The organism is Pseudomonas berkeleyensis (assembly GCF_014109765.1).
Taxonomy (GTDB): domain Bacteria; phylum Pseudomonadota; class Gammaproteobacteria; order Pseudomonadales; family Pseudomonadaceae; genus Aquipseudomonas; species Aquipseudomonas berkeleyensis.
Genome location: NZ_CP059139.1, coordinates 5,283,909 through 5,307,360, shown reverse-complemented (window position 1 = coordinate 5,307,360; position 23,452 = coordinate 5,283,909). Strand labels below are relative to the sequence as shown.

The window sequence follows — 23,452 nt, the reverse complement described above, 5'->3', positions numbered from 1 at the left end:
AACTTGTGCGGATAAGCTTGGCCCGAGCGGGCGAGCGGACTGAATAGTCTAAAAAATCACCAGCGACAATGGAAGCGCTGTTTTACGCCAGCAGTTCGCTGAGCAGGCCGGCATGGCGCTGCTGTTGCTGAGTTTGCGACAACTGGTTGCTGCGGAAGATCGCCTTCAGGTCGCTCAGGGCATGGTTGAAGTCGTCGTTGATCACCAGGTAGTCGTACTCGACGTAGTGGCTCATTTCGCTGACCGCTTCGCGCATGCGCCGCTCGATGATCTCGCCGCTGTCCTGGCCGCGGTTGGTCAGGCGGTGGCGCAGCGCCTCCTGGGTCGGCGGCAGGATGAAGATCGATTTGGCCTGTGGCATCAGCTTGCGCACCTGCTGCGCGCCTTGCCAGTCGATCTCGAGGATCAGGTCGAAGCCTTCGGTCAGGGTCTGCTCGAGCCACTTCTGCGAGGTGCCATAGAGGTTGTCGAAGACCTGAGCGTGCTCAAGGAATTCGCTGCGTTCGAGCATGGCGTTGAACTGCGCATGATCGACGAAGTGGTAGTTGACCCCATCCACTTCGCCCGGGCGCATGGCGCGGGTGGTATGCGAGACCGAGACGCGAATCTGCGGCTCGCTGTCGATCAGGGCTTTGACCAGGCTGGTCTTGCCGGCGCCGGAGGGTGCGGAAACGATATAGAGGGTGCCGGTCGTGGTGGCCATGAAAACGATCCTGGAAAAGCGGTGGACGAAAGATAGCAGCCGTCTGGCTGGCATTACTCGATATTCTGAACCTGCTCGCGCATCTGCTCGATCAACACTTTCAGGTTGACGGCAGCCTGCGTGCTACGTGGGTCGAAGGCCTTGGAGCCGAGGGTGTTGGCTTCGCGGTTGAGTTCCTGCATCAGGAAGTCCAGGCGTCGACCGGCGGCGCCGCCGGCCTTGAGCACGCGACGCACTTCGCTGACGTGAGTGCTGAGGCGATCCAGCTCTTCGGCCACGTCGCTCTTCTGCGCGAGCAGAACCAGCTCTTGCTCCAGGCGTTGCGGATCGAGTTCGGCCTGCATTTCAGCGAAGCGGGTCTCGATCTTCTGGCGCTGGCCAGCGAGCATCTGCGGCACCAGCTCGCGCAGGGCGGCGACTTCGTCGAGGATGCTGTCCAGTCGCTCATTGAGCAGTTTGGCCAGCTCGGCGCCTTCACGGGCGCGGCCTGCCTTGAGTTCGCCCAGTGCCTGGTCGAACAGCTGCAGAGCGGCGGCGTTGAGTGCCTGCGGGTCGGCCGAGTCGGCCACCAGCACGCCAGGCCAGGCCAGCACTTCCAGCGGGTTGAGCGGCGCGGGCTGTTGAATCAGTGCGGCGACCTGTTCGGCAGCGGCGATCACCTGGCGAGCGCGCTCGTTGTCGACCTGCAATTGCTTGCCGGCGCTCTCTTCAGCGAAGCGCAGGGTGCATTCCACCTTGCCGCGCGACAGGCCCTGGCGCAACGCTTCGCGTACGGCGCCTTCGAGATCGCGAAAGGCTTCCGGCAGGCGCAGGTGCGGCTCCAGGTAGCGATGATTGACCGAGCGCAGTTCCCAGCTCAGGGTGCCGTGGGCGGTTGCCTGCTCGTTGCGGGCAAAGGCCGTCATGCTGTGAACCATGGGATACCTCGCGGAAGTCGGCTCGAAAAACGCAGGATTGTAGCGCAGTGAGCCGACCCTACCCAATTCGTCATGTCGCCGCAGTCGCCCGGCCTCTATAATGCGCACTGTTTTCACTTAATGAAGTAGGTATCGCTCGATGAAACGTCCCAGTGGCCGCGCCGCCGATCAGTTGCGCTCGATTCGCATCACCCGCAACTACACCAAGCACGCCGAGGGCTCTGTGCTCGTGGAGTTCGGCGATACCAAGGTGATCTGCACCGTCAGCGTCGAGTCCGGCGTACCGCGTTTTCTCAAGGGGCAGGGTCAAGGCTGGCTGACTGCCGAGTACGGCATGTTGCCGCGCGCCACCGGCGAGCGTAACCAGCGCGAAGCCAGCCGTGGCAAGCAGGGTGGCCGTACCCTGGAGATCCAGCGTCTGATCGGCCGTTCGCTGCGCGCGGCACTGGACATGAGCAAGCTGGGCGAGAACACCCTGTACGTCGACTGCGACGTGATCCAGGCCGATGGCGGTACCCGTACTGCGTCGATCACTGGCGCCATGGTGGCGCTGATCGATGCGCTGAAAGTGCTGAAGAAGCGTGGTGCGCTGAAAGGCGAGCCGCTCAAGCAGATGATCGCGGCGGTTTCGGTCGGTATCTATCAGGGGCAACCCGTGCTGGATCTGGATTACCTGGAAGACTCTGCGGCCGAGACCGACCTCAATGTGGTCATGACCAACGCCGGTGGCTTCATCGAAGTGCAGGGCACCGCCGAAGGCGCACCATTCCAGCCCGAGGAATTCAACGCCATGCTGGCGCTGGCGCAGAAGGGCATGAACGAGATTTTCGAGTTGCAGCAAGTGGCTCTCAAAGACTGAGCGTAGAGGATGATCGATCAGCAATTGACTCCATTGCCTGAGCCGGCTGCTCGGCGTTGGGCCATGTTTTGCCACTATTCGGCATTCTTTTGGTTTCTCGCACCGATGATCGGAAACGTGCTGGGGCCGCTGATTGTCTGGCAGTTGAAGAAGGATCTTGATCCCTTTGTTGACGAGCAGGGCAAAGAGGCACTGAACTTCCAGATTACTGTAAGCCTGGCTCTGATGGTCTGCGGCTTGTTGGCCTGGGTGCTGATTGGCTTTCCTTTGATGCTACTTGTTTGTGCGGTGGCATTAGTGCTGACCATCATCGCCGGTATCAAGGCCAATGAAGGGCAGAACTATCGCTACCCATTCAGTTGGCGGCTGGTGAAGTAGGACGTGTACATCGAGAGGGCCTACGGCCCTCTGATCTGAACAGGGAAGGTGAAAGACAATGAATGTACGGGTTCTGCTCGCCGCGTTGCTGTGCATGGCCATTGGCGGATGCGGCGAGGCCACGGGTGGCCTTGCCGAGCAGGCGCAGTTGCAGGTGCTGAGGGTCGAGGCCGAGCGCCTGCACGATGATGGGCAGTCCGAGCAGGCGATCGCCAAGTTCGAGAAGCTGGTGGCGAGCCCGGCGGCGAGCGATGCGCAGAAGGCCTATGCCTTGCGCTATATCTCGCTGGGTTACTACGAGTTGGGCGACTACCCGCGTTCCGGTGAATACGCCGCCAAGGCTGCAGCGTTCTATCCCGAGGGCTCCTACGACTATCTGGTGAACATGGCGGATGCCGAGCTGATGTTGGGCAAGGTGCCTGAGGCGGTGGTGCGGCTGGAGCAGGCGATCGCCCTGGCACCGCGCAATCTGGCGGCCAACAATGTACTGGGGCTGGTTTATCTCGGGGATAACGGCGAGCAGTACGTCGACTACCGCAAGGCGCTGATCTACAACCAGGCCGCCTACGAGATCGAACCGGGGCGCATCACCGAGATCGTCCTCGTGCGTAACCTGCTTGCCTTGCAGGAGTACGAGCAGGCCAGAACCCATCTGCTCGACTTGAGCCAGCGTTACGCCGATGACGAACATGTGCAGCACCTGCTGGCGCAAGCGGAGGCGGGCTTGGCTCAGGCGCAAGAGTGACGCGGCGGATACAGAAAAGCCGGCGAAATGCCGGCTTTTTCATGGGTGTCGATCAGACGCTGAGAATCCAGTCGTAGTCGACGATCAGCGGCGCATGCTGGGAGAAGCGCGGCTGGCGTGGCAGACGTGCGCTGCGCACGCTACGGCGCATGCCGGGGGTGAGCAACTGGTAGTCGAAGCGGTAACCCAGGTTGAGCATTTCCGCCTGCTCGCTATCCGGCCACCAACTGAACTGGTCGCCTTCACGGCTGACTTCGCGCAGGGCATCGACATAACCCATGTTGCCGACCACCTCATCCATCCAGGCGCGTTCAGGCGCCAGGAATCCGGGCGATTGCTGGCAGTCTCGCCAGTTCTTCACGTCCAGCTTCTGGTGCGCTACGTGCAGCGAGCCGCAGTAGATGTACTCGCGACGCTTGCGGCGTTGCTTGTCCAGATAATGGGTGAAGTCGTCCATGAACTTGAATTTCTGATTCAAGCTCTCGTCGCCGTCCCGGCCGGATGGCAGGAGCAGACTGGCAATACTTACCTTGTCGAAATCGGCCTGCAGGTAGCGCCCGTAGCGGTCGGCCATTTCAAAGCCGAGGCTGCTGATTACCGCCTTGGGTTGCAACCGCGAGTAAAGTGCCACGCCGCCTTGGCTGGGTACTTCTGCATCGCATGCATAGAGGAAATAGCCATCCAGTTGGAAGGCTTGGTCGTCCAGTTCAAAGGCGGAGGCGCGGGTGTCCTGCAGGCAGATCACGTCGGCATTCTGGGCTTGTAACCAACTGAGCAAACCTCGCTCGGCCGCAGCCTGAATACCATTCACGTTCACACTGATGATCCGCATAAATGGCCCCCAAAAACACATGCATGTATGATACCCGAGCTCACCTCAATTAGCTAAATCCGTGCCGCCCGAGACTTTTCATGCAAGCGTACCAGCGTGATTTCATCCGTTTTGCCATCGAGCGCGGGGTTCTGCGTTTCGGCCAGTTCACCCTCAAGTCCGGGCGTACCAGCCCCTACTTCTTCAATGCCGGCCTGTTCGACAGCGGTCTGGCACTGGCGCAACTGGGTCGCTTCTATGCGGCCGCCATCGTCGATAGCGGCATCGACTTCGACGTGCTGTTCGGCCCGGCCTACAAAGGCATTCCGCTGGCGGCGACCACTGCGGTGGCACTGGCCGAGCATCATCAGCGTGATCTGCCCTGGTGCTTCAACCGCAAGGAAGCCAAGGATCATGGCGAAGGGGGCACCCTGGTCGGTGCGCCGCTCAAGGGCCGTGTGCTGATCGTCGATGATGTGATCACTGCTGGCACCGCGATTCGTGAGGTCATGCAGATCATCCAGGGCCAGGGCGCCCAGGCTGCCGGTACACTGATCGCGCTGAATCGCCAGGAACGTGGTCAGGGCGAGCTTTCCGCCATCCAGGAAGTCGAGCGCGATTTCGGCATGCCGGTAGTGAGCATCGTGTCACTCGAACAGGTACTGGAATATCTGGCAGGTGATGCTGAACTGAAGCAATATCTTCCGGCTGTCGAAGCCTATCGCGCCGAGTACGGAATCTAGCCCTAGCACAAGGTAGTCCTATGCCTGCACCGCTCCTGACCCGCTGTACGCTGCTATGTAGCCTGCTGCTGCCGTTGTCTGGAGTGGCTGCCGAGTTGTATCGCTACGTCGACGACAAGGGCGTGACGGTGCTCAGTCGGCAGGGTGTGCCGCCCGAGTTCATCGGCAAGGGTTACGAGGTGCTCAACGATCAGGGCCGTGTAGTGCGAGTGATTCCGCCGGCTCCGACGCCGGAAGAGTTTGCCCGCATGCAGGCGGACAAGGCCCGTGCCAGCAGCGATGCCCAGTTGCTGCGTTTGTACACCAATCTCGATGATGTCGACCGTGCTCGCGAGCGCAAGCTGGCCGAGCTCGACAGTGTCACCAGCGTGGCTCGCGGCAATCTGCAGTCGGTGCGTACTCAGCAGGCCAACCTGCAGAGCCAGGCCGCGGATCATGAACGGGCCGGGCGTCAGGTGCCGGAACCGCTGCTGGTGCAGATCAACAACCTCAAGGAAGAGCAGCAGCGTCTGCTGCGTGATATCGCCCGCTACAAGGAGGCGCGTACCCAGGCCGAGGCTGGCTTCGCCGCTGACCGGGCGCGTCTGGCCGAGTTGTTCGGTGGGCCTCGAAACCAGCCATGAGCGTTTACCGTCTCAACTCTGCGGCTGAGTCTTCTCGAAACTCTCGATCTTTTCCCTGAGCCACTGCGGCAGCGGTGCGCTGCTGCGTGTCGCGCCGTCGGCATGTACATAGACGATTTCACCGCTGGTCAGCAGTTCACCATCGCGCCATATGCCCAGAGCGAAGGTCAGGCTGGAACGGCCCAGGCGGGCGCTGCGGATGCCGATCTGCAACTGATCGTCGAAGCGTGCCGGGGCGCGGTATTCGAGCAGGGTGCGGATGGCGAAGAAGTCACCGCCGTCCTGCGCCAGATCCGCCGGGTAGGCAACGCCCAAGGCTCTGAAGTATTCGGTGATGGCGACGTCGGCGTAGGTCAGGTAGTGGCCGTTGAAGACGATGCTCTGCGGATCGACCTCGGCCCAGCGCACGCGCAAGGCGTGAAAGAAGGTGAACTGACTGGCTTCGGGGAGGCTGCTCATGGGCGTTCCTTTATGAAGGTTGCCTGGCGAGCGTGCTGGTCGGGTGGGATTACGGCAAGTTCGAGTCGCCACATGGATGTGGGGAGATAAGCGGGCTCGATGGCTGTGTAGGGTGCGCCGTGCGCACCGCCGTATGGCGGGCCATCACAGGTTTGTGGACGTCTTCTGGGATTGAGGGGATCGCGAGGCGGCCGCTTTACCCTCTCCCGCCCTTTGGGCACCCTCTCCCGCAAGCGGGAGAGGGTCATCAGAAAGCCGCGTTAGCGGCTTGCTTTTAAGAGCGCTTGCGGTTGGTGATCAGGGTGCCGACACCGCTGTCGGTGAATATTTCCAGCAGCACCGCATTGGGTACGCGACCGTCGACGATGTGGGCGCTGTTGACGCCACCCTGCACGGCTTCCAGCGCGCAGCGGATCTTCGGCAGCATGCCGCCGTAGATGGTGCCGTCGGCGATCAGCGCATCGACCTGCTCGGTGGTCAGGCCGGTGAGCACTTCACCCTGCTTGTCCATCAGGCCGGCGATGTTGGTCAGCAGCATCAGCTTCTCGGCTTTCAGCGCCTCGGCGACCTTGCCGGCCACCAGGTCGGCGTTGATGTTGTAGGACTCGCCATCCTGGCCGACGCCGATAGGGGCGATGACCGGGATGAAGTTGCCCTTGACCAGCATGTTCAGCAGCTCGGTATTGACCCCGGTGACCTCGCCGACATGACCGATGTCGATGATTTCCGGCTGGGTCATCTCCGGCGTCTGGCGGCTGACCTTGAGTTTCTTCGCGCGGATCAGCCCGGCGTCCTTGCCGGTCAGGCCAATGGCGCTGCCGCCGTGCTGGTTGATCAGGTTGACGATGCTCTTGTTGACCTGGCCGCCGAGCACCATTTCCACCACGTCCATGGTGGCGGTGTCGGTGACGCGCATGCCGTCGATGAAGTGGCTCTCGATGGACAGGCGCTTGAGCAGATCACCGATCTGCGGGCCGCCGCCATGCACCACTACCGGGTTGATGCCGACCGCCTTCATCAACACGATGTCGCGAGCGAAACCCTGCTTGAGTTCCTCGCTCTCCATGGCGTTGCCGCCGTACTTGATCACCAGGGTCTTGCCGACGAAGCGGCGGATATAGGGCAGGGCTTCGGACAATACCTTGGCAACCTGGGCGGCGGCGTCACGCTCGAGGGTCATGCAGGGGCTCCTGGAACAAATCGATCAAAAGGGGAGTGACAGGTCGGGTGCGACCTTGAGCAACTGGGCGCGGAACACATCCTGGATGCGCTCCAGCTCTTCCTGGGTGTCGGCCTCGAAACGCAGCACCAGTACCGGCGTGGTGTTGGAGGCGCGGATCAGGCCCCAGCCTTTGGGGTAATCGACGCGCACACCGTCGATGCTGGTGATATTCGCTTCGCCCCATTGGCCTTCGCGTTGCAGGCGCTCGATCATGCCGAACTTGGTCTGCTCGGTGACCTTGATGTTGATTTCTGGCGTGGAGATGTCGCTCGGGAAGGCGCTGAACACTTGCTCGGCGTTGCGTTTTTCGAGGCTGAGGATTTCCAGCAGGCGAGCGGCGCTGTAGATACCGTCATCGAAGCCGTACCAGCGCTCCTTGAAGAAGATGTGGCCGCTCATTTCGCCGGCCAGCAGTGCGCCGGTTTCCTTCATCTTCTTCTTGATCAGCGAGTGACCGGTTTTCCACATCACCGGACGGCCACCATAGCCGCTGATCAGTGGGGTCAGGCGACGGGTGCATTTGACGTCGAAGATGATGTCCGCGCCCGGATTGCGCGAGACCACGTCCTTGGCGAACAGCATCAGCAGGCGATCCGGGTAGACGATGGTGCCGGTGTTGGTCACCACGCCGACGCGGTCGCCGTCGCCGTCGAAGGCCAGGCCGAGGTCGGCGTTCTCGGCTTTGACGCGGGCGATCAGGTCGACCAGGTTCTCCGGCTTGCCCGGATCCGGGTGGTGGTTGGGGAAGGTGCCGTCGACTTCGCAGAACAGCGGGATGACGCTGCAGCCCAGGGCCTCGATCAACTGCGGGGCGATCACGCCAGCGGCGCCGTTGCCGCAGTCGACCACCACGCGCAGCGGCTTGGCCAGGGCGATGTCGTCACGGATGGTCTTGAAGTAGCGCTGCAGGACATCGACCTGTTGCACGCTGCCGACGCCGCTGGCCAGGTCGTTGTTGTCCAGGCGGGTTTTCAGCGCGAGGATCTGCTCGTTGGCCAGGGTGTCGCCAGCGATGATGATCTTGAAACCGTTGTAGTCCGGTGGGTTGTGGCTGCCGGTGAGCATCACGGCCGAGCGGCCTTCCAGCACGTTGGCAGCGAAGTAGACGACCGGAGTCGGCACCATGCCGATATCGGTGACTTCGCAGCCGCAGTCGAGTAGGCCTTGCACCAGTTGCTGCAGCAGCTCGGGGCCGGACAGGCGGCCGTCACGGCCGACGATGACCTTGGGCTCGCCCTGGGCCAGGCTCTGCGAGCCGATGGCGCGGCCGATCCAGTAGGCGTATTCGGCGGTCAGGGTGTCGCCGACCACGCCACGGATGTCGTAGGCGCGGAAGATGTCGGCGGGAAGTTTCGGGGCGCTTTGGCTATTGCTCATTGCGGGGCTCTGCTCCAGTCCCAGGAGATCCTGGTCTTCATCGAGAATGTCGATATCGAGGATATCGGTGTCCTGGAACAGCGGGTCGACCAGCTCGGCGGGCTTGGTTGCGGGCTGAGCGGTGGGAGCCGCAACTGTTCCTTTAGCGGGGGTACTGCTGCCTTCACTGCTGCGGCGCGGCAAACGGGCCAGGCTCTGGGCCAGGGCATCGAGGGCCGGTACGCTGAGGCTGAAGGCTTTGACGCTCTTGCCCGCAGAGAGTTCTTTGAGCATTTGTCCGAGTTGTTTGGCATCGCCATTGACCCGGCGCTGCAGGGCGCCTTGCAGCAGGATCAGGCCGATCACTGCGCCACCCAGGGCGAGCAGCGCAGCGAGGCCAAGCATCACGGGCGGTATGCCACCTTGCGTCAGGCCTGGACCGGCGGTGAAGTTGATCTTCCAGTGCGGGTTGCCTGTGGAGAAGGTTTGCGCGTTGCCTTCGCCGGCCTGGCCACGTTGCAGGAGCACCTGCGCTGGCGTGTTGGCAAACTGCTGCACCAGTTGCACCTGGCCGTACTCGGCCGGCAACGGCGGTAGGGCCGCCAACAGGCGTTGCAGGTCGACTGCCAGCAGCAGGGTGCCTTGGGCTGGTTGGTTCTCACCCATGCGCAGTGCCACGGCGCTATAGGCCAGCCAACGCTGGCCGACCCGGTAGGCTTCGACGGCTGGGGGTTGACCGCTCTCGGCGCGGCGCAGCATGTCCAGACCGGCGAAGTTCATCGGTGCGGCGCGGGTGGTGTTCTGTACCGCTTCGCCACGGCGGTTGAGGTGGGCGTCGATCACGCCATCCCAGTAACCGAGGCGACGTTCGGCTTCGCTGACCTGCAAGGCATCGCCACTTTGCAGTGCCTGCAGCAGCTCGGGGTTGCGCGTGGCGACGAGGCTGTCGGCCTGCAGTTGTTTGAGCGCCTGTTGTACGGCCGCGGCCTGGCTGCTGCCGATGGCCTGTACCAGCTCGCTCTGACGAGCCTGCTCGGCACTGCCCTGGACGAACCAGAGCAAGGCGCCGCCCGCTCCCGCTCCAATCAAGGCGGCGAGCAAGCCAGGAAGCAGCGGGCCAAGTGAAGGCTTGGCGGCCTTGCTCTTGGTCTCTGGCGCGAGGCTGGCAGGGGTGTCGACTTCCTTGGCGTTACGCTTGAAGAGTTTCACGCAGGTGCTCCTCGGCGGGTCGTCCTGTGGGCTAAGAATCAGTGGCTACCGGAGTGGCCGAAGCCGCCAGCACCACGTTGGGTCTCGTCGAACTGCTCGACCAGCTCGAAGTGCGCCTGTACCACCGGCACCAATACCAACTGTGCGATGCGCTCGCCGACGGCGATGGTGAAGGGCGTCTGGCCCCGGTTCCAGCATGACACCATCAGTTCGCCCTGGTAGTCCGAGTCGATCAGGCCGACCAGGTTGCCGAGGACGATGCCGTGTTTGTGGCCCAGGCCCGAGCGCGGCAGGATCAACGCGGCCAGGCCGGGGTCGCCGATGTAGATCGACAGGCCAGTCGGGATCAGTACCGTCTGGCCCGGTTCGAGGACGATCTCCTCCTTGAGCATGGCGCGCAGGTCGAGGCCGGCCGAACCGGGCGTGGCGTATTGCGGCAGCGGAAATTCCTGGCCGAGGCGGGGGTCGAGGATCTTGGCTTGCAGAGCGTGCATGGTCAGTTCTTGTTCAGTCGTTCGGCGATAAGGGTGATCAACTGGCGGGCAATCTTGCCCTTGCTGGTCTGGGCAAAGCTGGTTTGCTGCAGGCCACGGTCGATCACGGTGATGGCGTTCTCTTCACTATTGAAGCCGATGCTGGGGTTGGCCACATCATTGGCGACGATCAGATCGAGATTTTTGTCGCGCAGCTTGCGCGAAGCGTATTCGAGCAGGTTCTCGGTCTCGGCGGCGAAGCCCACACTGAACGGGCGATCCTCGCGACCGGCGATGGTGGCGAGAATATCCGGGTTGCGCACCATTTGCAGGAGCATGCCCTCACCACTGCTGGGGTCTTTCTTCAATTTGTGTTGCGCGACCACTTCCGGGCGGTAGTCGGCCACAGCCGCTGCCGCGATCAGTACGTCGCAGGGCATCGCTGCTTCGCAGGCGGCGAGCATGTCGCGGGCGCTGACCACATCGATGCGATCAACCCGATCCGGGGTCGGCAGATGCACCGGGCCACTGACCAGAGTGACCTTGGCGCCGGCTTCGGCGGCGGCCTCGGCCAGGGCGAAACCCATCTTCCCGGAGCTGTGGTTGGTGATGTAGCGCACCGGGTCGATGTTTTCCTGAGTCGGGCCGGCGGTAATCAGGATATGCAGGCCGTCCAGCGCCTGGCGCTGGAAGCAATCGGCGGCCAGGTGTGCCAGGTCGTTGGGTTCGAGCATGCGGCCGAGGCCGATGTCGCCACAGGCCTGGCTGCCGGATGCCGGGCCGAAGAGGCGCATGCCGCGCTGCTGCAACAGTTCCAGATTGGCTTGCGTGGCCTCATCGCGCCACATCGCCTGGTTCATGGCTGGCGCCAGGGCGATGGGCGCGTCGGAGGCCAGTACCAGAGTGGTCAGCAGGTCGTTGGCCACACCCTGGGCCAGACGCGCGATCAGGTCGGCGGTGGCGGGGGCGATCAGGATCAGGTCAGCCCAGCGTGCCAGCTCGATATGGCCCATCGCCGCTTCGGCGGCCGGGTCGAGCAGGTCGAGATGCACGGGGTGGCCGGAAAGCGCCTGCAGGGTCAGCGGGGTGATGAATTCGCGTCCGCCCTGGGTCATCACCACACGGACTTCGGCGCCTTGATCCTTGAGTCGGCGAACCAGTTCGGCGCTCTTGTAGGCAGCAATACCGCCCCCGACGCCGACGATGATGCGTTTGCGATACAGCCGCTGCATAGGCCTGCCTTTTATATACCGGTGGATGTGCGCCACGTGACCAACGCCTCCCCAGGCCGGCCCCGTGTAAAAAGATGGGCTACGATAGCACAGCGCCCGCAGCGGATCAGCGGGCGTATGGCTCGACATGGAGGTGGCGCATGAGCATTCGTGATTGGCCCGCGGCGGAGCGTCCGCGGGAGAAACTGCTGGAGCAAGGTGCGGCGTCGCTGACCGATGCCGAGTTGCTAGCGATCTTCCTGCGTACCGGGGTTACCGGCAAGAGCGCAGTGGATCTGGCGCGGCATCTGTTGAGTGAATTCGGCAGCCTGCGAACCCTACTGGAGGCGGATCTGGCTGGCTTCAGCCAGCACCTGGGCCTGGGGCCAGCCAAATATGCGCAATTGCAGGCGGTGCTGGAGATGTCGCGACGGCATCTGGCCGAGCGCCTGCGCCGTGATTCGGCGCTGGAAAGCCCGCAGGCGGTGCGTGACTACCTCAAGGCGCAGCTGCGTCACGAGCCGCACGAGGTATTCGGTTGCCTGTTTATGGATGCCAAGCATCGCGTGCTGGCCTTCGAGGTGCTGTTTCGCGGCAGCATCGACAGTGCCAGCGTTTATCCGCGGCAGGTGGTCAAGCGTTCGCTGGCCAACAATGCCGCTGCCGTCATCCTTACCCACAACCACCCATCGGGCGTGTCGGAGCCCAGCCAGGCCGACCGCGTGCTGACCCAGCGGCTCAAGGATGCGCTGGCGTTGGTGGAGGTGCGCGTGCTCGATCACTTCATCGTCGGTGATGGTGAGCCGCTGTCCATGGCCGAGCTGGGCTGGATGTAGGGCGGAGTCATTCGACCCTGGCCCTGATGCCATTCAGCATGCGCCGACGGATCAATCCGCTGGCCGGGCGGATTGCCAACCAGTAGGGTGTGAACGCCAGGCGGCTGGCGCGATCCGGACAATGCACGCGGGTCTCCGTGATCAGGCGCGTATGGCCGCTGCTTGCCGGCTCGCAGCGAAAGCTCAGCAGCAGTCTGGCCACGCCTGGTTCGCGAAATGTGCGGAACGCCTCGCCATCAGTGCAGGGCAGCAGGCCGAAGTCGCTGCGCCAGAAGCGGCCGATCAAACCGTAGGCCGCCTGGTCGGCATCGCGTGCCAACAGGCTGAATGAGTGCATGCCGAATCTGGGCGTGTTCTGCAGGTCGTTACGCAGCCCCAGCTTGAGCGCCAGGCGGGCCGGTGCCTCACGCAGTTGCAGGCAGCGACGGATCAGCGGGTCATCCTCGGCGTCCAGCGTAACGACGGCTTCGAGAATGGCGCCCGGCGTTGCGCCGATGTCCAACTGATGGCGCTCGCTGAACTGATACTCGGGCAGCAGCCGCGCGGCGATGCTCAGAATGTCACCCGGGAGAAGTCCTGCCGACCGAACGGGCTGACCTTGTAGCCCTGCACCTTCTCGCTGAGCAGCGCGAAGGCGGTGGGGTGGGCCAGCGGTAGCCACAATGCCTGTTCCTGAATGATCTTCTGCGCCTGTTGATACAGGCGGCTGCGCTCGTTCTGGTCGCTGCTGGCCTTGCCGTCGGCGATCAGTTTGTCCAGCGTTTCATCGCAGTAACGGGCGAAGTTGAGGCCGGACTCCACCGACGCGCAAGAGAATTGCGGCGTGAGGAAGTTGTCCGGGTCGCCATTGTCGCCAGCCCAGCCCATGAACAGCAGGTCGTGCTCGCCGGCCTTGGCGCGACGGATCAGCTCGCCCCACTCGATCACGCGGATTTCCGCATCGACGCCGATCTTCGCCAGGTCGGCTTGCAGCAGTTGTGCGCCAAGGTTGGGGTTGGGGTTGAGCAGGCTGCCGGACGGCCGTGTCCAGAGGGTGGTCTTGAAACCGTCGGCCAGGCCTGCTTCGGCAAGCAGGGTGCGGGCTTTTGCAGGGTCATGGGCATAGCCCGGCAGATCCTTGGCGTAGCTCCAGGTATTGGCCGGGTAGGGGCCTTGCGCCGGCTCGGCGCTGCCCTCGAACACGGCCTTGACGTAGCTGGCCTTGTCGAAGGCCAGGTTGATCGCCTGGCGTACCTGCGGTTTGTCGAGCGGCGCATGCTGGCTGTTGATGCCGACGAAGGCCGTCATGAAGGCGGCGGTCTGCGCGCTCTTGAGCTTGGTGTCGCCAGCGATGGCTTGCACATCCTGCGGTTTAGGCGACAGGGCGATCTGGCATTCGCCGCGGCGCAGGCGCTGCAGGCGTACGTTGCTGTCCGGGGTAATGGCGAAGATCACCCGATCCACGCCTGGTTTGCCAGCGAAGTAGTCCGGGTTGGCGCGGTAGCGCACCGCGGCGTCCTTCTGATAACGCTCGAAGACGAACGGGCCGCTGCCCACTGGCGCACTGTTGAGCTTCTGCGGCGTGCCTGCGGCGAGCAACTGGGCGGCGTACTCGGCTGGATAGATGGAGGCGAAGCCCATGCTCAGGGTGGCGAGGAAGGTGGCGTCGCGGCGGGTCAGGGTGATGCGCACGCTGTGTGCATCCGGTGCTTCGATCTTGGCGATCAGGCTCGGCCACTGCATCGACTGGGCATGGGGGTAACCGCTGGCGGCGACCTGGTGCCAGGGGTGTTGCGGGTCGAGCATGCGTTGGAAGCTGAACAGCACGTCCTCGGCGGCCAGCTTGCGGCTGGGCTTGAAGTCGGCGCTCTGGTGGAACGGCACGTCGTCACGCAGCTGGAAGTCGTAGACCAGGCCATCTTCGGAGACCGACCAACTGCTCGCCAGGCTTGGCAACAGCTTGCCCTGTTCGGCATCGAACTCCACCAGGCGATTCATCAGCATGTCGGCCGAGGCATTGGTGGTGGTCAGCGAGTTGTACTGCACCACGTCGAAGCCCTCGGGGCTGGCTTCGGTGCAGACACTGAGGGTGGCAGCCTGGGCCAGAATCGGGGTGCACAAGAGAGTGGCGAGTAGCAGGCGCATGAAGAGCTCCTTATATCCGGGGGCCGGTACGCCGGCGGCAAGCCTCTAACCCTAGTCGATTTGGTTGGCGCTGAATACGGGGGGGCAGGCGACGAGCGGTCGATTCTCGTGGGCGGCCTCAAGCCTTGGGCTCAGGCGAGTCTGCGGTTTCGCCCGTGTGTTTTATCCTGCGCTTTCCCTTGTTGCACCCAGGGCTTTCTGGTATAAAGCAGCGCTCTTTTCTAGGGGCCCGGTTCTTGTGCTTTGTAGTGCGCCCGGTAAGACCCTCGAGAAACGCGGCGCCGAGCGCCAATGACATTGAGTTTAAGCGGCCAACCCATGCCGGGTTGGGCATGTGGTTTTAGAGGGCTGAGGCATGTCGAGAGTCTGTCAAGTTACCGGTAAGGGTCCGGTAACCGGGAACAATATTTCCCACGCAAACAACAAAACCCGTCGTCGTTTCCTGCCGAACCTGCAGCACCATCGCTTCTGGGTCGAGTCCGAGAAGCGCTTCGTGCGTCTGCGCGTATCTGCCAAAGGCATGCGCGTTATCGACAAGCGTGGCATCGACGTAGTGCTGGCTGAGCTGCGCGCTCGCGGCGAAAAGGTTTAAGGAGAGAGTCATGCGTGAACTGATCCGTTTGGTGTCCAGCGCCGGTACCGGCCACTTCTACACCACCGACAAGAACAAGCGCACCACCCCCGACAAGATCGAAATCAAGAAATTCGATCCGGTCGTACGTAAGCACGTGATGTACAAGGAAGCCAAGATCAAGTAATTGATCGGCTGCCTGTCGAAGAAGCCCGCCCTCACCGGCGGGCTTTTTTGTGCCTGGTATCCTGGATAACCCGCCGCTGAGCAGCGGCAGGAGCCGCTCTCTGGTCAACTGACGCCGAGCAACTTCTTGCGCAGTTTTTCCGCATAAGCTGACGTGGTGCAAAGCCTCGGTTTAGACTGCGGCGTTGCCATGGAACTGACTCATCCCTCAGGTTTGCATTGAATGCGGGCGCATGCGGGTTCGGGCACCATTTTTCGTCGTTCGCCCAGAGGCACGCATGACCGCTTCAGCTCACTCCGTGGAAGTCCTGATCGCCGAAGCCGATCCCTGGACGGCCAATCTGCTTCAGCAACTGGTGCTGGATATACGCGGCGACGCCCGCGTACTGCGGGTCAGCGATGGCCAGGCGGCACTGGCACGCTGCAAGCGGCGCCTGCCTGATCTGGTGATCGCCGATGGTGAGTTGCCGGGGCTCGACGGCGTCGAGTTGTTGCGCCAGTTGCGTCGTCACCCGCGAACGCCGGCGCTGCCTTTCGTCCTGATCAGTGGGCGCCTCGATGCCCGCAGCGTGCGTGCGGCCCGGCCGCTGGCGCCCAGTGCCTACCTGGCCAAGCCCTTCAATGCCGAAAGTCTGCGCCAGCGTTTGCGTGGCCTGTTGCCGTCGGCTGACGAGACGGTGCAGGCGCGTCCGGCCCTGCTGCTCAGCGAGCTACGCGACTTTCTCGATACGGTGCGCGAGGAGGGGCAGGGCGCGCCGTTGCTCAGCGATGTGCGCAACGCCGTCAGCCAGGGTTTGCAGACAGGCGAGCAGGATCTGGGCGAGCTGGAGGCGGTATTCGGCAGTGACCCGCAGATCACCGCGCTGCTGATCGCCGCTGCCAGTAGTGCCGCGCAGCATCAGGGCATGCCTTGCCAGACACTGGCTCAGGCATTGCCGCGCCTGGGTGTGGCACGCACGCTCAACCTGGTGCTGGGCCTGGCATTGCAGCGTAATGCCCAACTGCGCGACCCGCGACTGGCGGAGTTGGCCGCGCACACCTGGCAGCGGGCACGGCGCAGCGCCGAACTGGCGCGCTGGCTGGCCGTCGAGCTGAAGCTGGACGCCGAGCTCTGCTACACCGCCGGCCTGCTGCACAACCTGGGGGAGCTGGCGCTGCTGCGCAGCCTGCAGGACTGGCAGGAGGCCGGGGGTGAACTCAGTAACGAGCAGATCGACGATGCCATGCTGCGCCGCTCGGCGAGTTTCGGTTCGGCGCTGCGTATTCGCTGGCGCCTGCCCTTCGGTCTGCGTGAGTTGATCGCGGCGTTCTACGGATTGGGCAGCGGCGTGTTCTCACGCGAAGCGTTGGTGCTCAACCTCAGTGGCCTGCTGCTGGCACTGCCGAACAACGAGTCGGCGGCCAGCCTCGTCGAGGCGCGCTGCGTCCGAATGTTAAGGCTCGACCCAGGTTTGCTGGAGCGCGTGCCGGTAGAGCTCTATCAGGCTTCCTGAGTGTCGTGGCGGCGTGCGTCGTCGGCCAGCTGCCGCAGGGGTTGCGGACGGCCGACGAAGTAACCCTGGGCGTAGTCGATACCGAGGCGGCGCAGGCAGTCCAGGCTGGCCTGGGTTTCGACGAACTCGGCGACGGTCAGCAGGCCGAGCTGCCCGGCGATCTGTCGCATCGAGCCGACCATGGCCTGGTTGATCGGGTCGTTTTCGATGCCGCTGATGAAGCTGCCGTCGATCTTCAGGATGTCCAGCGGCAGATGACGCAGGTAAGCGTAAGAGGCGAAGCCGCTGCCAAAATCATCCAGTGCGACCTTCAGCCCCTTGCTGCGCAACTCTTCGATCCATTTTGCAGAGACGCCCAGCTCGCCGAGGGCGACCATTTCCGTGACCTCGATGCACAGTTTGCTGGGCGGCAGACCATGGCGCTGCAGTTCGTCCTGCAGCAGGCGATGGAAGCTGCAGTCGAGCAATGACTTGGCGCTGAGGTTGACGTTGACCTGGGCCAGTTGCGCCAGATGGCGGGGGTTGGCGGCCAGCCAGGCGCACAGGTTCTGGATCACCCAGCGGTCGATGGCACCGAGGAAATCGTAGCGCGCTGCGGCGTCGAGGAATTGCGCCGGGCTGATCCAGTCGCCGCTCTGTGGGTCACGGTAGCGCAGTAGGACTTCGTAGTGCAGGCCGCTTGGGTCACTTTGCAGGGCCTGCACCGGCTGGAAGAACAGCTCGAAATGGCCGCGTTCGGTGGCTTCGCGCAGGCGGGTGATCCACTGCAGCTGGCGCTGATGTTCGAGCAGTGCGCCGTCGGCCGGATTGAACTGCTGCACGCGGTTGCGGCCCTGGTGCTTGGCCAGCTGGCTGGCGCTGTTGGCCCAGTTCAGCGCGGTTTCCCAGTCGCGCACGCCGGAGCTGAGGGCGAGCAGGCCGATACTGGCGTGCAGGCGGAACGGCCGGCCTTGCCAGGTGAAGACGAATTGTTCGACTGCACGGCGAAATTGCTCGGCCTGGTTCAGTGCGGCCTCGTCGTCGACTTCACGCAGCAGGATGGCGAATTCGTCGCCGCCGACACGCGCCAGCTCGGCATGGCGTGGCAACTGGTGGCTGAGCTGGCTCGCCAGCTGGCGCAGCAGTTGATCCCCTGCGGAATGGCCGCACAGGTCGTTGACCTGTTTGAAGCGATCCAGGCCCAGATGCAGCAGATGGCTGAAGCGCTGCTTGCTCGTGCCATTCAGGGTCTCAGACAGCAGCCTTTCCAGTTCGCGACGGTTGAGCAGGCCGGTCAGCGCATCATGGGCAGCCAGATGCTGCAGACGTTCTTCCAGCGCCCGGCGTTCGCTGAGGTCGACCACGATGCCTTCGATGCAGTCCTGCAGCGGTCGTGTGTGCAGCGACAGATAGATCCAGTGCGCACGTTGTTGCAGGTCGTACAGCTGGCACTCGCAGCTGACGGCGCCGTTCTCGGCGTCGAGTTGATGCAGGAGGGTGCTCCATTGCTGCTCGCCGAGCAGGCGCTGCAATGGCAGGCCGTGGAGATCGGCCACGGGCGCATCGCCACCGAGCAGGCGCTCCAGGCTCGGGTTGGCTTCCAGCAGGCTGCCATCACGCCGGCAGCGGAAGATGCCTTCACCGCTGTGGCGAAACAGCGCCTGGTACTGCTCCAGATTGTCGATGGCCTGTTCCTGGCTGCTCAGCAGCACGCGCCGCACGCGCTCCAGCTGTTTGTCGAGCAGGGCGCCGAACAGCAGCATGCTCAACGCCGGCAGGTAGGCGTACAGTGCATAGAACCCCGACGGCAGCGGAATTACCCCGGCACGGCTCAGCGGCACCAAGAGCATCAGCACCAGGGCGGCGCTCCAGCACAGCAGATAACCAGGGGCGTAGGGCCGACGCTGGTAGACGCCCAGTGCCATCAACAGCAACTGGTAGAGGCCGGTCGCCAGGGTCAGCAGATTCAGTATCTGGTAGGCGGCGGGATGTTCGACCAGCAAGCCGCCCACGCTGACCAGCAGGGTGGCGGCGAACAGCGCGTCGCGTAGCCAGCGCAGGCGCCCCAGATGCAGGTTGAGGGCGCTGGCGATGAACAGCGAACTGAAGATCATCATCCCGGCCGTTGGCAGGTTGACCAGCAGCTTGGGCAGCGCCGGCCACTCTGGCCAGAGCAGCCCGGCCAGGCTGTACAGGCTGGCGTTGTACAGCGCCACGCACAGCGCGGTAAGGCTGAAGTAGGCCAGCTGCGGTTCGCGCAGGGTGCTGTACTTGACCAGATAGAACAGCGCCAGGGCCAGCAGCACGCCGATCAGCAGGCCGCTCTGCAGCCAGCTGTGGGCGATCAGTTGCTGGCCCTGCTGCGCGCCGACCAGTTGCAGGGGCAGGTTGATCGCCGAGTCGCTTTGCACACGCAGCAGCAGGCTGTAAGGCCCCTCGCCCAGGCGCGGCAGGTTGAGCAGGAACTGTGGATAAGGTTCGCCGCGCTCGCTGAAGGGGCGTTGCGCGCCGCTGTAAAGAGGGCCGAGCGGCGTGTCGCCGTCGAACAGCCAGACTTCCAGATCGTCGAGAAAAGTCTGGCCGATGATCAACTGCAGGCGCTCGGCAGGCGGTGTCTGGAGGCGTAGCACCAGCCACCAGGCGCTACGTGAATAGCCGATACGTGCGGTGCCTTGAATGGCGTGGCCTTCGCTGGCGATGCGTTGCAGCACTTCGCTGGCGGTCAACTGGGTGCTTGGATCTTCCAGCAGCAGGCTGTGCTCGATGCTCACCGGGCTGGCCAGATCGGCGGCGCTGAGCTGCAGCAACGGCAGCGCATCACTGGCCCGTGCCGTCAGGGCAAAGACCAGGCAGAGTAGAGCGATCAGTGAGCGAAGCGGTTGAACCATCCAGGGCGGCCTCATGGCTACTGCGAGGGCGCCGAAGTCCGGTGACGCGGGAGCGGTCGGGCGCTAGTGAATTCTAGCCGACTACTGGCGCGATGATTGCGCTGCGGGTCTCATCCGCCAGGATGGTGCGACGAATGACCGGTCGCAGGCGTTCTGCTGCCGTTGCCGCGACGCTTGATGCGCCACGGCAGTGGAGCGTCGCTCAGGCGGTCTGGGTGCGTTCGTCTGATTGCGCCTGCTGGCGGCGTGTCCAGCGGTTGGCACGAGTGAAGGTACCGAAGTCGTTGAAGCGCACGCCCATTTCGCGCATCACCCGATGGGCGAAGGGCACGGTCAGCTGGCGAATGTAGAAGGGCTCCTTGACCACGAAGTGGTGGATCGCATGGCTGCTGCCGAAGTTGAAGCAGAAAGCCTGCAATGGCCACAGCCACCAGGGATTGAGCACCTGGGTCTGCTGGATCACGTTGCCCGGCTCGACATCGCCGTAATAATGCATGTTGGAGCTGACGAAGTGCAGGCAGAAGGTGCGCAGCACGTTGGGGCCGACCAGCACCACCACGGCGATGTTCACCACCTGCATGGTCGCCAGCGTACCGGCCGACCAGTTGATGGGGGCACCCAGGGCCGCGCTGGCCCAGTCCAGCAGGTGAAAGCCGAGAAACAGGTACCAGGTCGCCCAGTTGAGCAGCCCCAGTGGTGCATAGACCTTCAGCGTGCGGCTGAGGATCATCCGTCGATGCGCCGGATTCTTCGCCCGCAACCAGCGGATGAAGGAGCTCATCATGTTGTCGCCGACCATCAGCAGGCGGGCGAAGCCCCAGGGCTCGCCATTGGTGATGGCGCGCTCTTCCATGTCGGCTTCGCTGCCGGAAACCTTGTGGTGGTTGAGGTGCAGGTGACGGCGCACCCAGGGGTTGATGGTGCTCGGCCGCGCCAGCCACACCAGCGCCATCATCAGGTTGTGCGGCAGGGCTCGCTTGCGGAAATACATCGAGTGGATCAGGTCGTGCTCCAGCTCGTGGGTCAGCGAGGCGAAGAAGGCATTGAGCAGCAGGCACGCCCACCAGGGCATATGGCCGCCGATATACAACGCTGCCGAGCCGATCATGCCGCATAGGGCCAAGGCCAGGATGCCGGCGCCGAGCGCGTCCTGATGCTGCAGGATCGGATAGCGCTGGCGCAGGGCGTTGCCGTGCGCCATCACCTGTTCGCGGATATAAGCGGCGCGTTGCTGGTCATTAAGGCTTGCGGGGGAGGGGGACATGCCGACATCCTCTTGTTCTCGGGCTGTGACTTCACTGTGCCGTGACGAACGTCTGATTGCCCGACCCTGCACGCCAACCTGCCTACCGGATACGCCAATCTGCATGACTGCCGAACCTTCCACCCTGGCCAGCTGGACGCGCGCGCTGCGCAAACAGCTCGATGCGCTCGGCCTGGACAGTGCTGCGCTATGTCGTGAAGCGGGCCTCGATCCGGCGCTGCTCGACGACCCCAACGCGCGTTGCCCGCTGTCGGTGACCACCCGTCTGTGGCAATTGGCGGTGGCCGCCAGCGGCGATCCGGCGCTGGGGTTGAAGACCTCGCAGTTCGTCAGCCCGACCACTTTCCATGCCCTGGGCTATGCGCTGATCGCCAGCAGCAGCCTGCGCGAGATGTTCGAGCGCATCGTGCGTTATCACCGGGTGGTCAGCGATGTGCTGGAACTGGAGCTGCGCCAGCTCGATGACGTCTACGAGTTCCGTTTTCGTGTGCCGCCAGGCAGCCCGCCACCGGCCCCCGAGGCGCTGGATGCCTTCGCCGCGATCTACGTGCGTAGCTGCCGCAATCGTCTGAATCGTGATTTCTCACCGCTGCTGGTGCGCCTGCAACGGCCTTTGCCGGCTGATCCCGAGCCCTGGCAAGCAGTGTTTCGCGCGCCACTGGAATTTGCCGCCGACGAGAGCCTGCTGCGCTTTCCCCGCGCGGCGTTCGAGCAGCGCCTGGATGATGGCAACCCCGAGCTGGCCGAGCACAACGAGACCGTGCTCAAACGCAGCCTGGAACAGTTGCAGGCGGCCAGTTGCAGCGAGCGGGTGCGCCGCTGCCTGGAGGCGCAGTTGCCCGACGGCGAGCCCTCCGCCGAGCGTATTGCCCAGACCTTGCACCTGAGTCTGCGCAGCCTGCAGCGTCATCTGGCCGAGGAGGGCACCAGCTATGAGGCGCTGCTCGGCGATACGCGCCACGCCTTGGCACTACGGCACATGCGCGACCCGCGCTGTTCGATCAGTGAAATTGCCTATCTGCTCGGCTTCAGCGACAGCAGCAGCTTTGGCCGAGCCTTCAAACGTTGGACCGGCCAGACGCCGAGCCAGTACCGCGATGGACTGAAAAACGCATGATCCAGTACGACCTGCTGCTGGCCGGAGCCGGCCATGCCCACCTTGGTGTATTGCGCCGCTGGGCGCTGGTGGAACGCCCGCCGGGCCGTATCGGCCTGCTCAGCCCCGGCCCGGAGGCCTGGTATGCGGGCATGCTGCCGGGGCTGATCAGTGGCCGGTTCAGTGCTGCCGACTGCCGGGTGGAGCTGCAGGCGCTGTGCCGGGCGGCGAAGGTGGAACTCATCGAAGGGCAGATCGCTTCGCTCGATGCCGACACGCGCTGCGTGCAGCTCAGCGATGGGCGTGGCTTGCAAGGCGAGTGGCTGTCGCTCAATGTCGGCGCCGGCATGGCGATTCCACCGCAGCAGGGCAATGCCATGCAGGTGCTCGCGGCGCGGCCGATCGAGGCGCTGCTCGCAGGCTGGCAGCAATGGCAGGCCGAGCCGCGACGTATGGCGATTCTCGGCGGTGGCGCCGGTGGCGTGGAGCTGGCCCTGGCGCTGGCTGACAAGGTACCGGCGCTGGCGCTGTTCTGCGGTGGTTCGCTGCTCGATGGCCTGGCACCTGGGCTGCGCCTGCGTGCGCTTGGTCACTTGCGCCAGCGTGGCGTGCAGGTGCGCGAGCACTGCCCGATCGGGCGCATCGAGGACGACTGGTTGCTCAGCGGCGATGAGCCGGTCTGGCGTGGCCGGCGGTTGCTGCTGGCCAGTGGCGCGCGCCCCTGGCTCTGGCTGACGGCCAGCCAACTGGCCAAGGACGCAGCCGGTTTCGTCGCCATTCGCCCGACTCTGCAATGCGAGTCGCATGCGCAGATCTTCGCCGTCGGCGATTGCGCCAGCCTCGATGGCATGCGCCGTAGTGGTCGCTTCGCCGTGCGGCAGGCCCCGGTGCTCGCCGCCAATCTCCATGCCGCGTTGCACAATCGGCCGCTGCAACATTACCGGGCGCAGTGGCAGAGCCTGGCGCTGTTGGCCACCGGTGATGGCGGGGCGTTGCTCGGCTGGCATGACTGGAGTGCCGGCGGGCAACTCTACGGCCGTTGCAAGGACTGGCTGGACAGGCGCTTCGTCAAACGCCATCGCGTGGTGGGGTAGACCCGTCTAAATTCATGGCAGTGTGCTACCAAAGTTTTATGGTGCTGGTGCTTCCGAGCTGCTCGAATCCCGGTCATCGTGCCCGGTCTGCATACGCTTATTTTTCGTCGGGCCTGTCGAACACGTAGCCTGCTGCCCAGGTTGCGTGGGATATTCAAGGAGAGAACCCGCCGTGACCCCGTCCGCCTACAGCGCCTCGCCGCGCACCAGAA

23 protein-coding genes are annotated in these 23,452 nt (G+C 63.8%); 11 read left to right on the top strand and 12 right to left on the bottom strand.

Annotation, left to right across the window (positions count from 1 at the left end):
* Positions 1-82 precede the first annotated feature (82 nt).
* Together gmk and HS968_RS24745 are read right to left on the bottom strand one after the other, a co-directional pair.
* The gene (gene gmk / locus HS968_RS24750) at positions 83-703 is read right to left on the bottom strand and encodes a guanylate kinase (RefSeq protein ID WP_182369144.1); all 621 of its coding nucleotides are present in this window, start codon (positions 701-703) and stop codon (positions 83-85) included.
* Positions 704-756: 53 nt separating this feature from the next.
* Positions 757-1,620, bottom strand: coding sequence for a YicC/YloC family endoribonuclease (locus HS968_RS24745; protein ID WP_182369141.1), 864 nt, complete (start codon positions 1,618-1,620; stop codon positions 757-759).
* Positions 1,621-1,759: 139 nt separating this feature from the next.
* Between HS968_RS24745 and rph the strand changes: the two genes are divergently transcribed.
* Genes rph through HS968_RS24730 form a run of 3 tightly spaced genes read left to right on the top strand, consistent with a single transcriptional unit; the run spans position 1,760 to position 3,602 of the window.
* Complete coding sequence (gene rph, locus HS968_RS24740; protein ID WP_182369139.1) at positions 1,760-2,479, top strand: ribonuclease PH; 720 nt, start codon at positions 1,760-1,762, stop codon at positions 2,477-2,479.
* 9 nt (positions 2,480-2,488) lie between these two features.
* Positions 2,489-2,857, top strand: coding sequence for a DUF4870 domain-containing protein (locus tag HS968_RS24735; protein WP_182369137.1), 369 nt, complete (start codon positions 2,489-2,491; stop codon positions 2,855-2,857).
* Between the two features lie 58 nt (positions 2,858-2,915).
* The gene (locus tag HS968_RS24730; RefSeq protein WP_182369135.1) at positions 2,916-3,602 is read left to right on the top strand and encodes a tetratricopeptide repeat protein; all 687 of its coding nucleotides are present in this window, start codon (positions 2,916-2,918) and stop codon (positions 3,600-3,602) included.
* A gap of 52 nt (positions 3,603-3,654) precedes the next feature.
* On the opposite strand, the gene HS968_RS24725 is transcribed toward HS968_RS24730, so the two are convergent.
* On the bottom strand, positions 3,655-4,434 hold the full coding sequence (locus HS968_RS24725) for an exodeoxyribonuclease III (RefSeq protein ID WP_182369133.1): 780 nt from the start codon (positions 4,432-4,434) through the stop codon (positions 3,655-3,657).
* An 80-nt stretch (positions 4,435-4,514) separates the two neighbouring features.
* Here HS968_RS24725 and pyrE point away from each other — a divergent pair, with 80 nt between their 5' ends.
* Together pyrE and HS968_RS24715 are read left to right on the top strand one after the other, a co-directional pair.
* Complete coding sequence (gene pyrE, locus HS968_RS24720; protein ID WP_013717752.1) at positions 4,515-5,156, top strand: orotate phosphoribosyltransferase; 642 nt, start codon at positions 4,515-4,517, stop codon at positions 5,154-5,156.
* A gap of 20 nt (positions 5,157-5,176) precedes the next feature.
* Complete coding sequence (locus tag HS968_RS24715) at positions 5,177-5,779, top strand: DUF4124 domain-containing protein (RefSeq protein ID WP_182369131.1); 603 nt, start codon at positions 5,177-5,179, stop codon at positions 5,777-5,779.
* Between the two features lie 12 nt (positions 5,780-5,791).
* Here the strand turns inward: HS968_RS24715 and HS968_RS24710 are convergent, their stop codons facing one another.
* The 5 genes from HS968_RS24710 to coaBC form a co-directional block, all read right to left on the bottom strand.
* Complete coding sequence (locus HS968_RS24710) at positions 5,792-6,238, bottom strand: acyl-CoA thioesterase (protein ID WP_182369129.1); 447 nt, start codon at positions 6,236-6,238, stop codon at positions 5,792-5,794.
* Positions 6,239-6,512: 274 nt separating this feature from the next.
* A complete protein-coding gene (gene argB, locus HS968_RS24705) occupies positions 6,513-7,418 on the bottom strand; it encodes an acetylglutamate kinase (RefSeq protein WP_179623022.1) in 906 nt (301 codons plus the stop codon).
* 24 nt (positions 7,419-7,442) lie between these two features.
* Complete coding sequence (gene algC / locus HS968_RS26285) at positions 7,443-8,837, bottom strand: phosphomannomutase/phosphoglucomutase (protein ID WP_202884221.1); 1,395 nt, start codon at positions 8,835-8,837, stop codon at positions 7,443-7,445.
* Positions 8,838-10,063: 1,226 nt separating this feature from the next.
* Positions 10,064-10,519 (bottom strand): dUTP diphosphatase, encoded by a 456-nt coding sequence (dut, locus tag HS968_RS24695; RefSeq protein ID WP_182369125.1) that lies wholly within the window; start codon positions 10,517-10,519, stop codon positions 10,064-10,066.
* A gap of 2 nt (positions 10,520-10,521) precedes the next feature.
* Positions 10,522-11,730 (bottom strand): bifunctional phosphopantothenoylcysteine decarboxylase/phosphopantothenate--cysteine ligase CoaBC, encoded by a 1,209-nt coding sequence (gene coaBC, locus HS968_RS24690; RefSeq protein WP_182369123.1) that lies wholly within the window; start codon positions 11,728-11,730, stop codon positions 10,522-10,524.
* A gap of 140 nt (positions 11,731-11,870) precedes the next feature.
* On the opposite strand from coaBC, the gene radC reads away from it, so the two are divergent.
* Complete coding sequence (gene radC / locus HS968_RS24685) at positions 11,871-12,545, top strand: RadC family protein (RefSeq protein WP_119693990.1); 675 nt, start codon at positions 11,871-11,873, stop codon at positions 12,543-12,545.
* Positions 12,546-12,552: 7 nt separating this feature from the next.
* Here radC and HS968_RS24680 read toward each other — a convergent pair whose 3' ends face one another.
* Positions 12,553-13,047, bottom strand: coding sequence for a hypothetical protein (locus HS968_RS24680; protein ID WP_238338879.1), 495 nt, complete (start codon positions 13,045-13,047; stop codon positions 12,553-12,555).
* Between the two features lie 50 nt (positions 13,048-13,097).
* A complete protein-coding gene (locus HS968_RS24675; RefSeq protein ID WP_182369121.1) occupies positions 13,098-14,669 on the bottom strand; it encodes an ABC transporter substrate-binding protein in 1,572 nt (523 codons plus the stop codon).
* A gap of 355 nt (positions 14,670-15,024) precedes the next feature.
* On the opposite strand from HS968_RS24675, the gene rpmB reads away from it, so the two are divergent.
* The 3 genes from rpmB (at position 15,025) to HS968_RS24660 (ending at position 16,919) form a co-directional block, all read left to right on the top strand.
* Positions 15,025-15,261 carry a 50S ribosomal protein L28 gene (gene rpmB / locus HS968_RS24670; RefSeq protein ID WP_003242523.1) on the top strand — a complete coding sequence of 79 codons (237 nt, stop codon included), beginning with the start codon at positions 15,025-15,027 and terminating at the stop codon, positions 15,259-15,261.
* Positions 15,262-15,271: 10 nt separating this feature from the next.
* Entirely contained in the window at positions 15,272-15,427 is a 156-nt protein-coding gene (gene rpmG, locus HS968_RS24665) for a 50S ribosomal protein L33 (RefSeq protein WP_003464575.1), read from the top strand.
* 277 nt (positions 15,428-15,704) lie between these two features.
* Positions 15,705-16,919 (top strand): HDOD domain-containing protein, encoded by a 1,215-nt coding sequence (locus HS968_RS24660; RefSeq protein WP_119693992.1) that lies wholly within the window; start codon positions 15,705-15,707, stop codon positions 16,917-16,919.
* Here HS968_RS24660 and HS968_RS24655 read toward each other — a convergent pair.
* On the bottom strand, positions 16,907-19,786 hold the full coding sequence (locus tag HS968_RS24655) for an EAL domain-containing protein (protein ID WP_182369119.1): 2,880 nt from the start codon (positions 19,784-19,786) through the stop codon (positions 16,907-16,909). The genes HS968_RS24660 and HS968_RS24655 overlap by 13 nt on opposite strands.
* 202 nt (positions 19,787-19,988) lie before the next feature.
* The gene (locus HS968_RS24650) at positions 19,989-21,050 is read right to left on the bottom strand and encodes a fatty acid desaturase (RefSeq protein ID WP_182369117.1); all 1,062 of its coding nucleotides are present in this window, start codon (positions 21,048-21,050) and stop codon (positions 19,989-19,991) included.
* A 103-nt stretch (positions 21,051-21,153) separates the two neighbouring features.
* Here HS968_RS24650 and HS968_RS24645 point away from each other — a divergent pair, with 103 nt between their 5' ends.
* The gene (locus tag HS968_RS24645; RefSeq protein WP_182369115.1) at positions 21,154-22,167 is read left to right on the top strand and encodes an AraC family transcriptional regulator; all 1,014 of its coding nucleotides are present in this window, start codon (positions 21,154-21,156) and stop codon (positions 22,165-22,167) included.
* Positions 22,164-23,240 carry an FAD-dependent oxidoreductase gene (locus HS968_RS24640; RefSeq protein ID WP_182369113.1) on the top strand — a complete coding sequence of 359 codons (1,077 nt, stop codon included), beginning with the start codon at positions 22,164-22,166 and terminating at the stop codon, positions 23,238-23,240. Before HS968_RS24645 ends, HS968_RS24640 begins: the two co-directional genes overlap by 4 nt.
* The last annotated feature ends 212 nt before the right edge of the window (positions 23,241-23,452 follow it).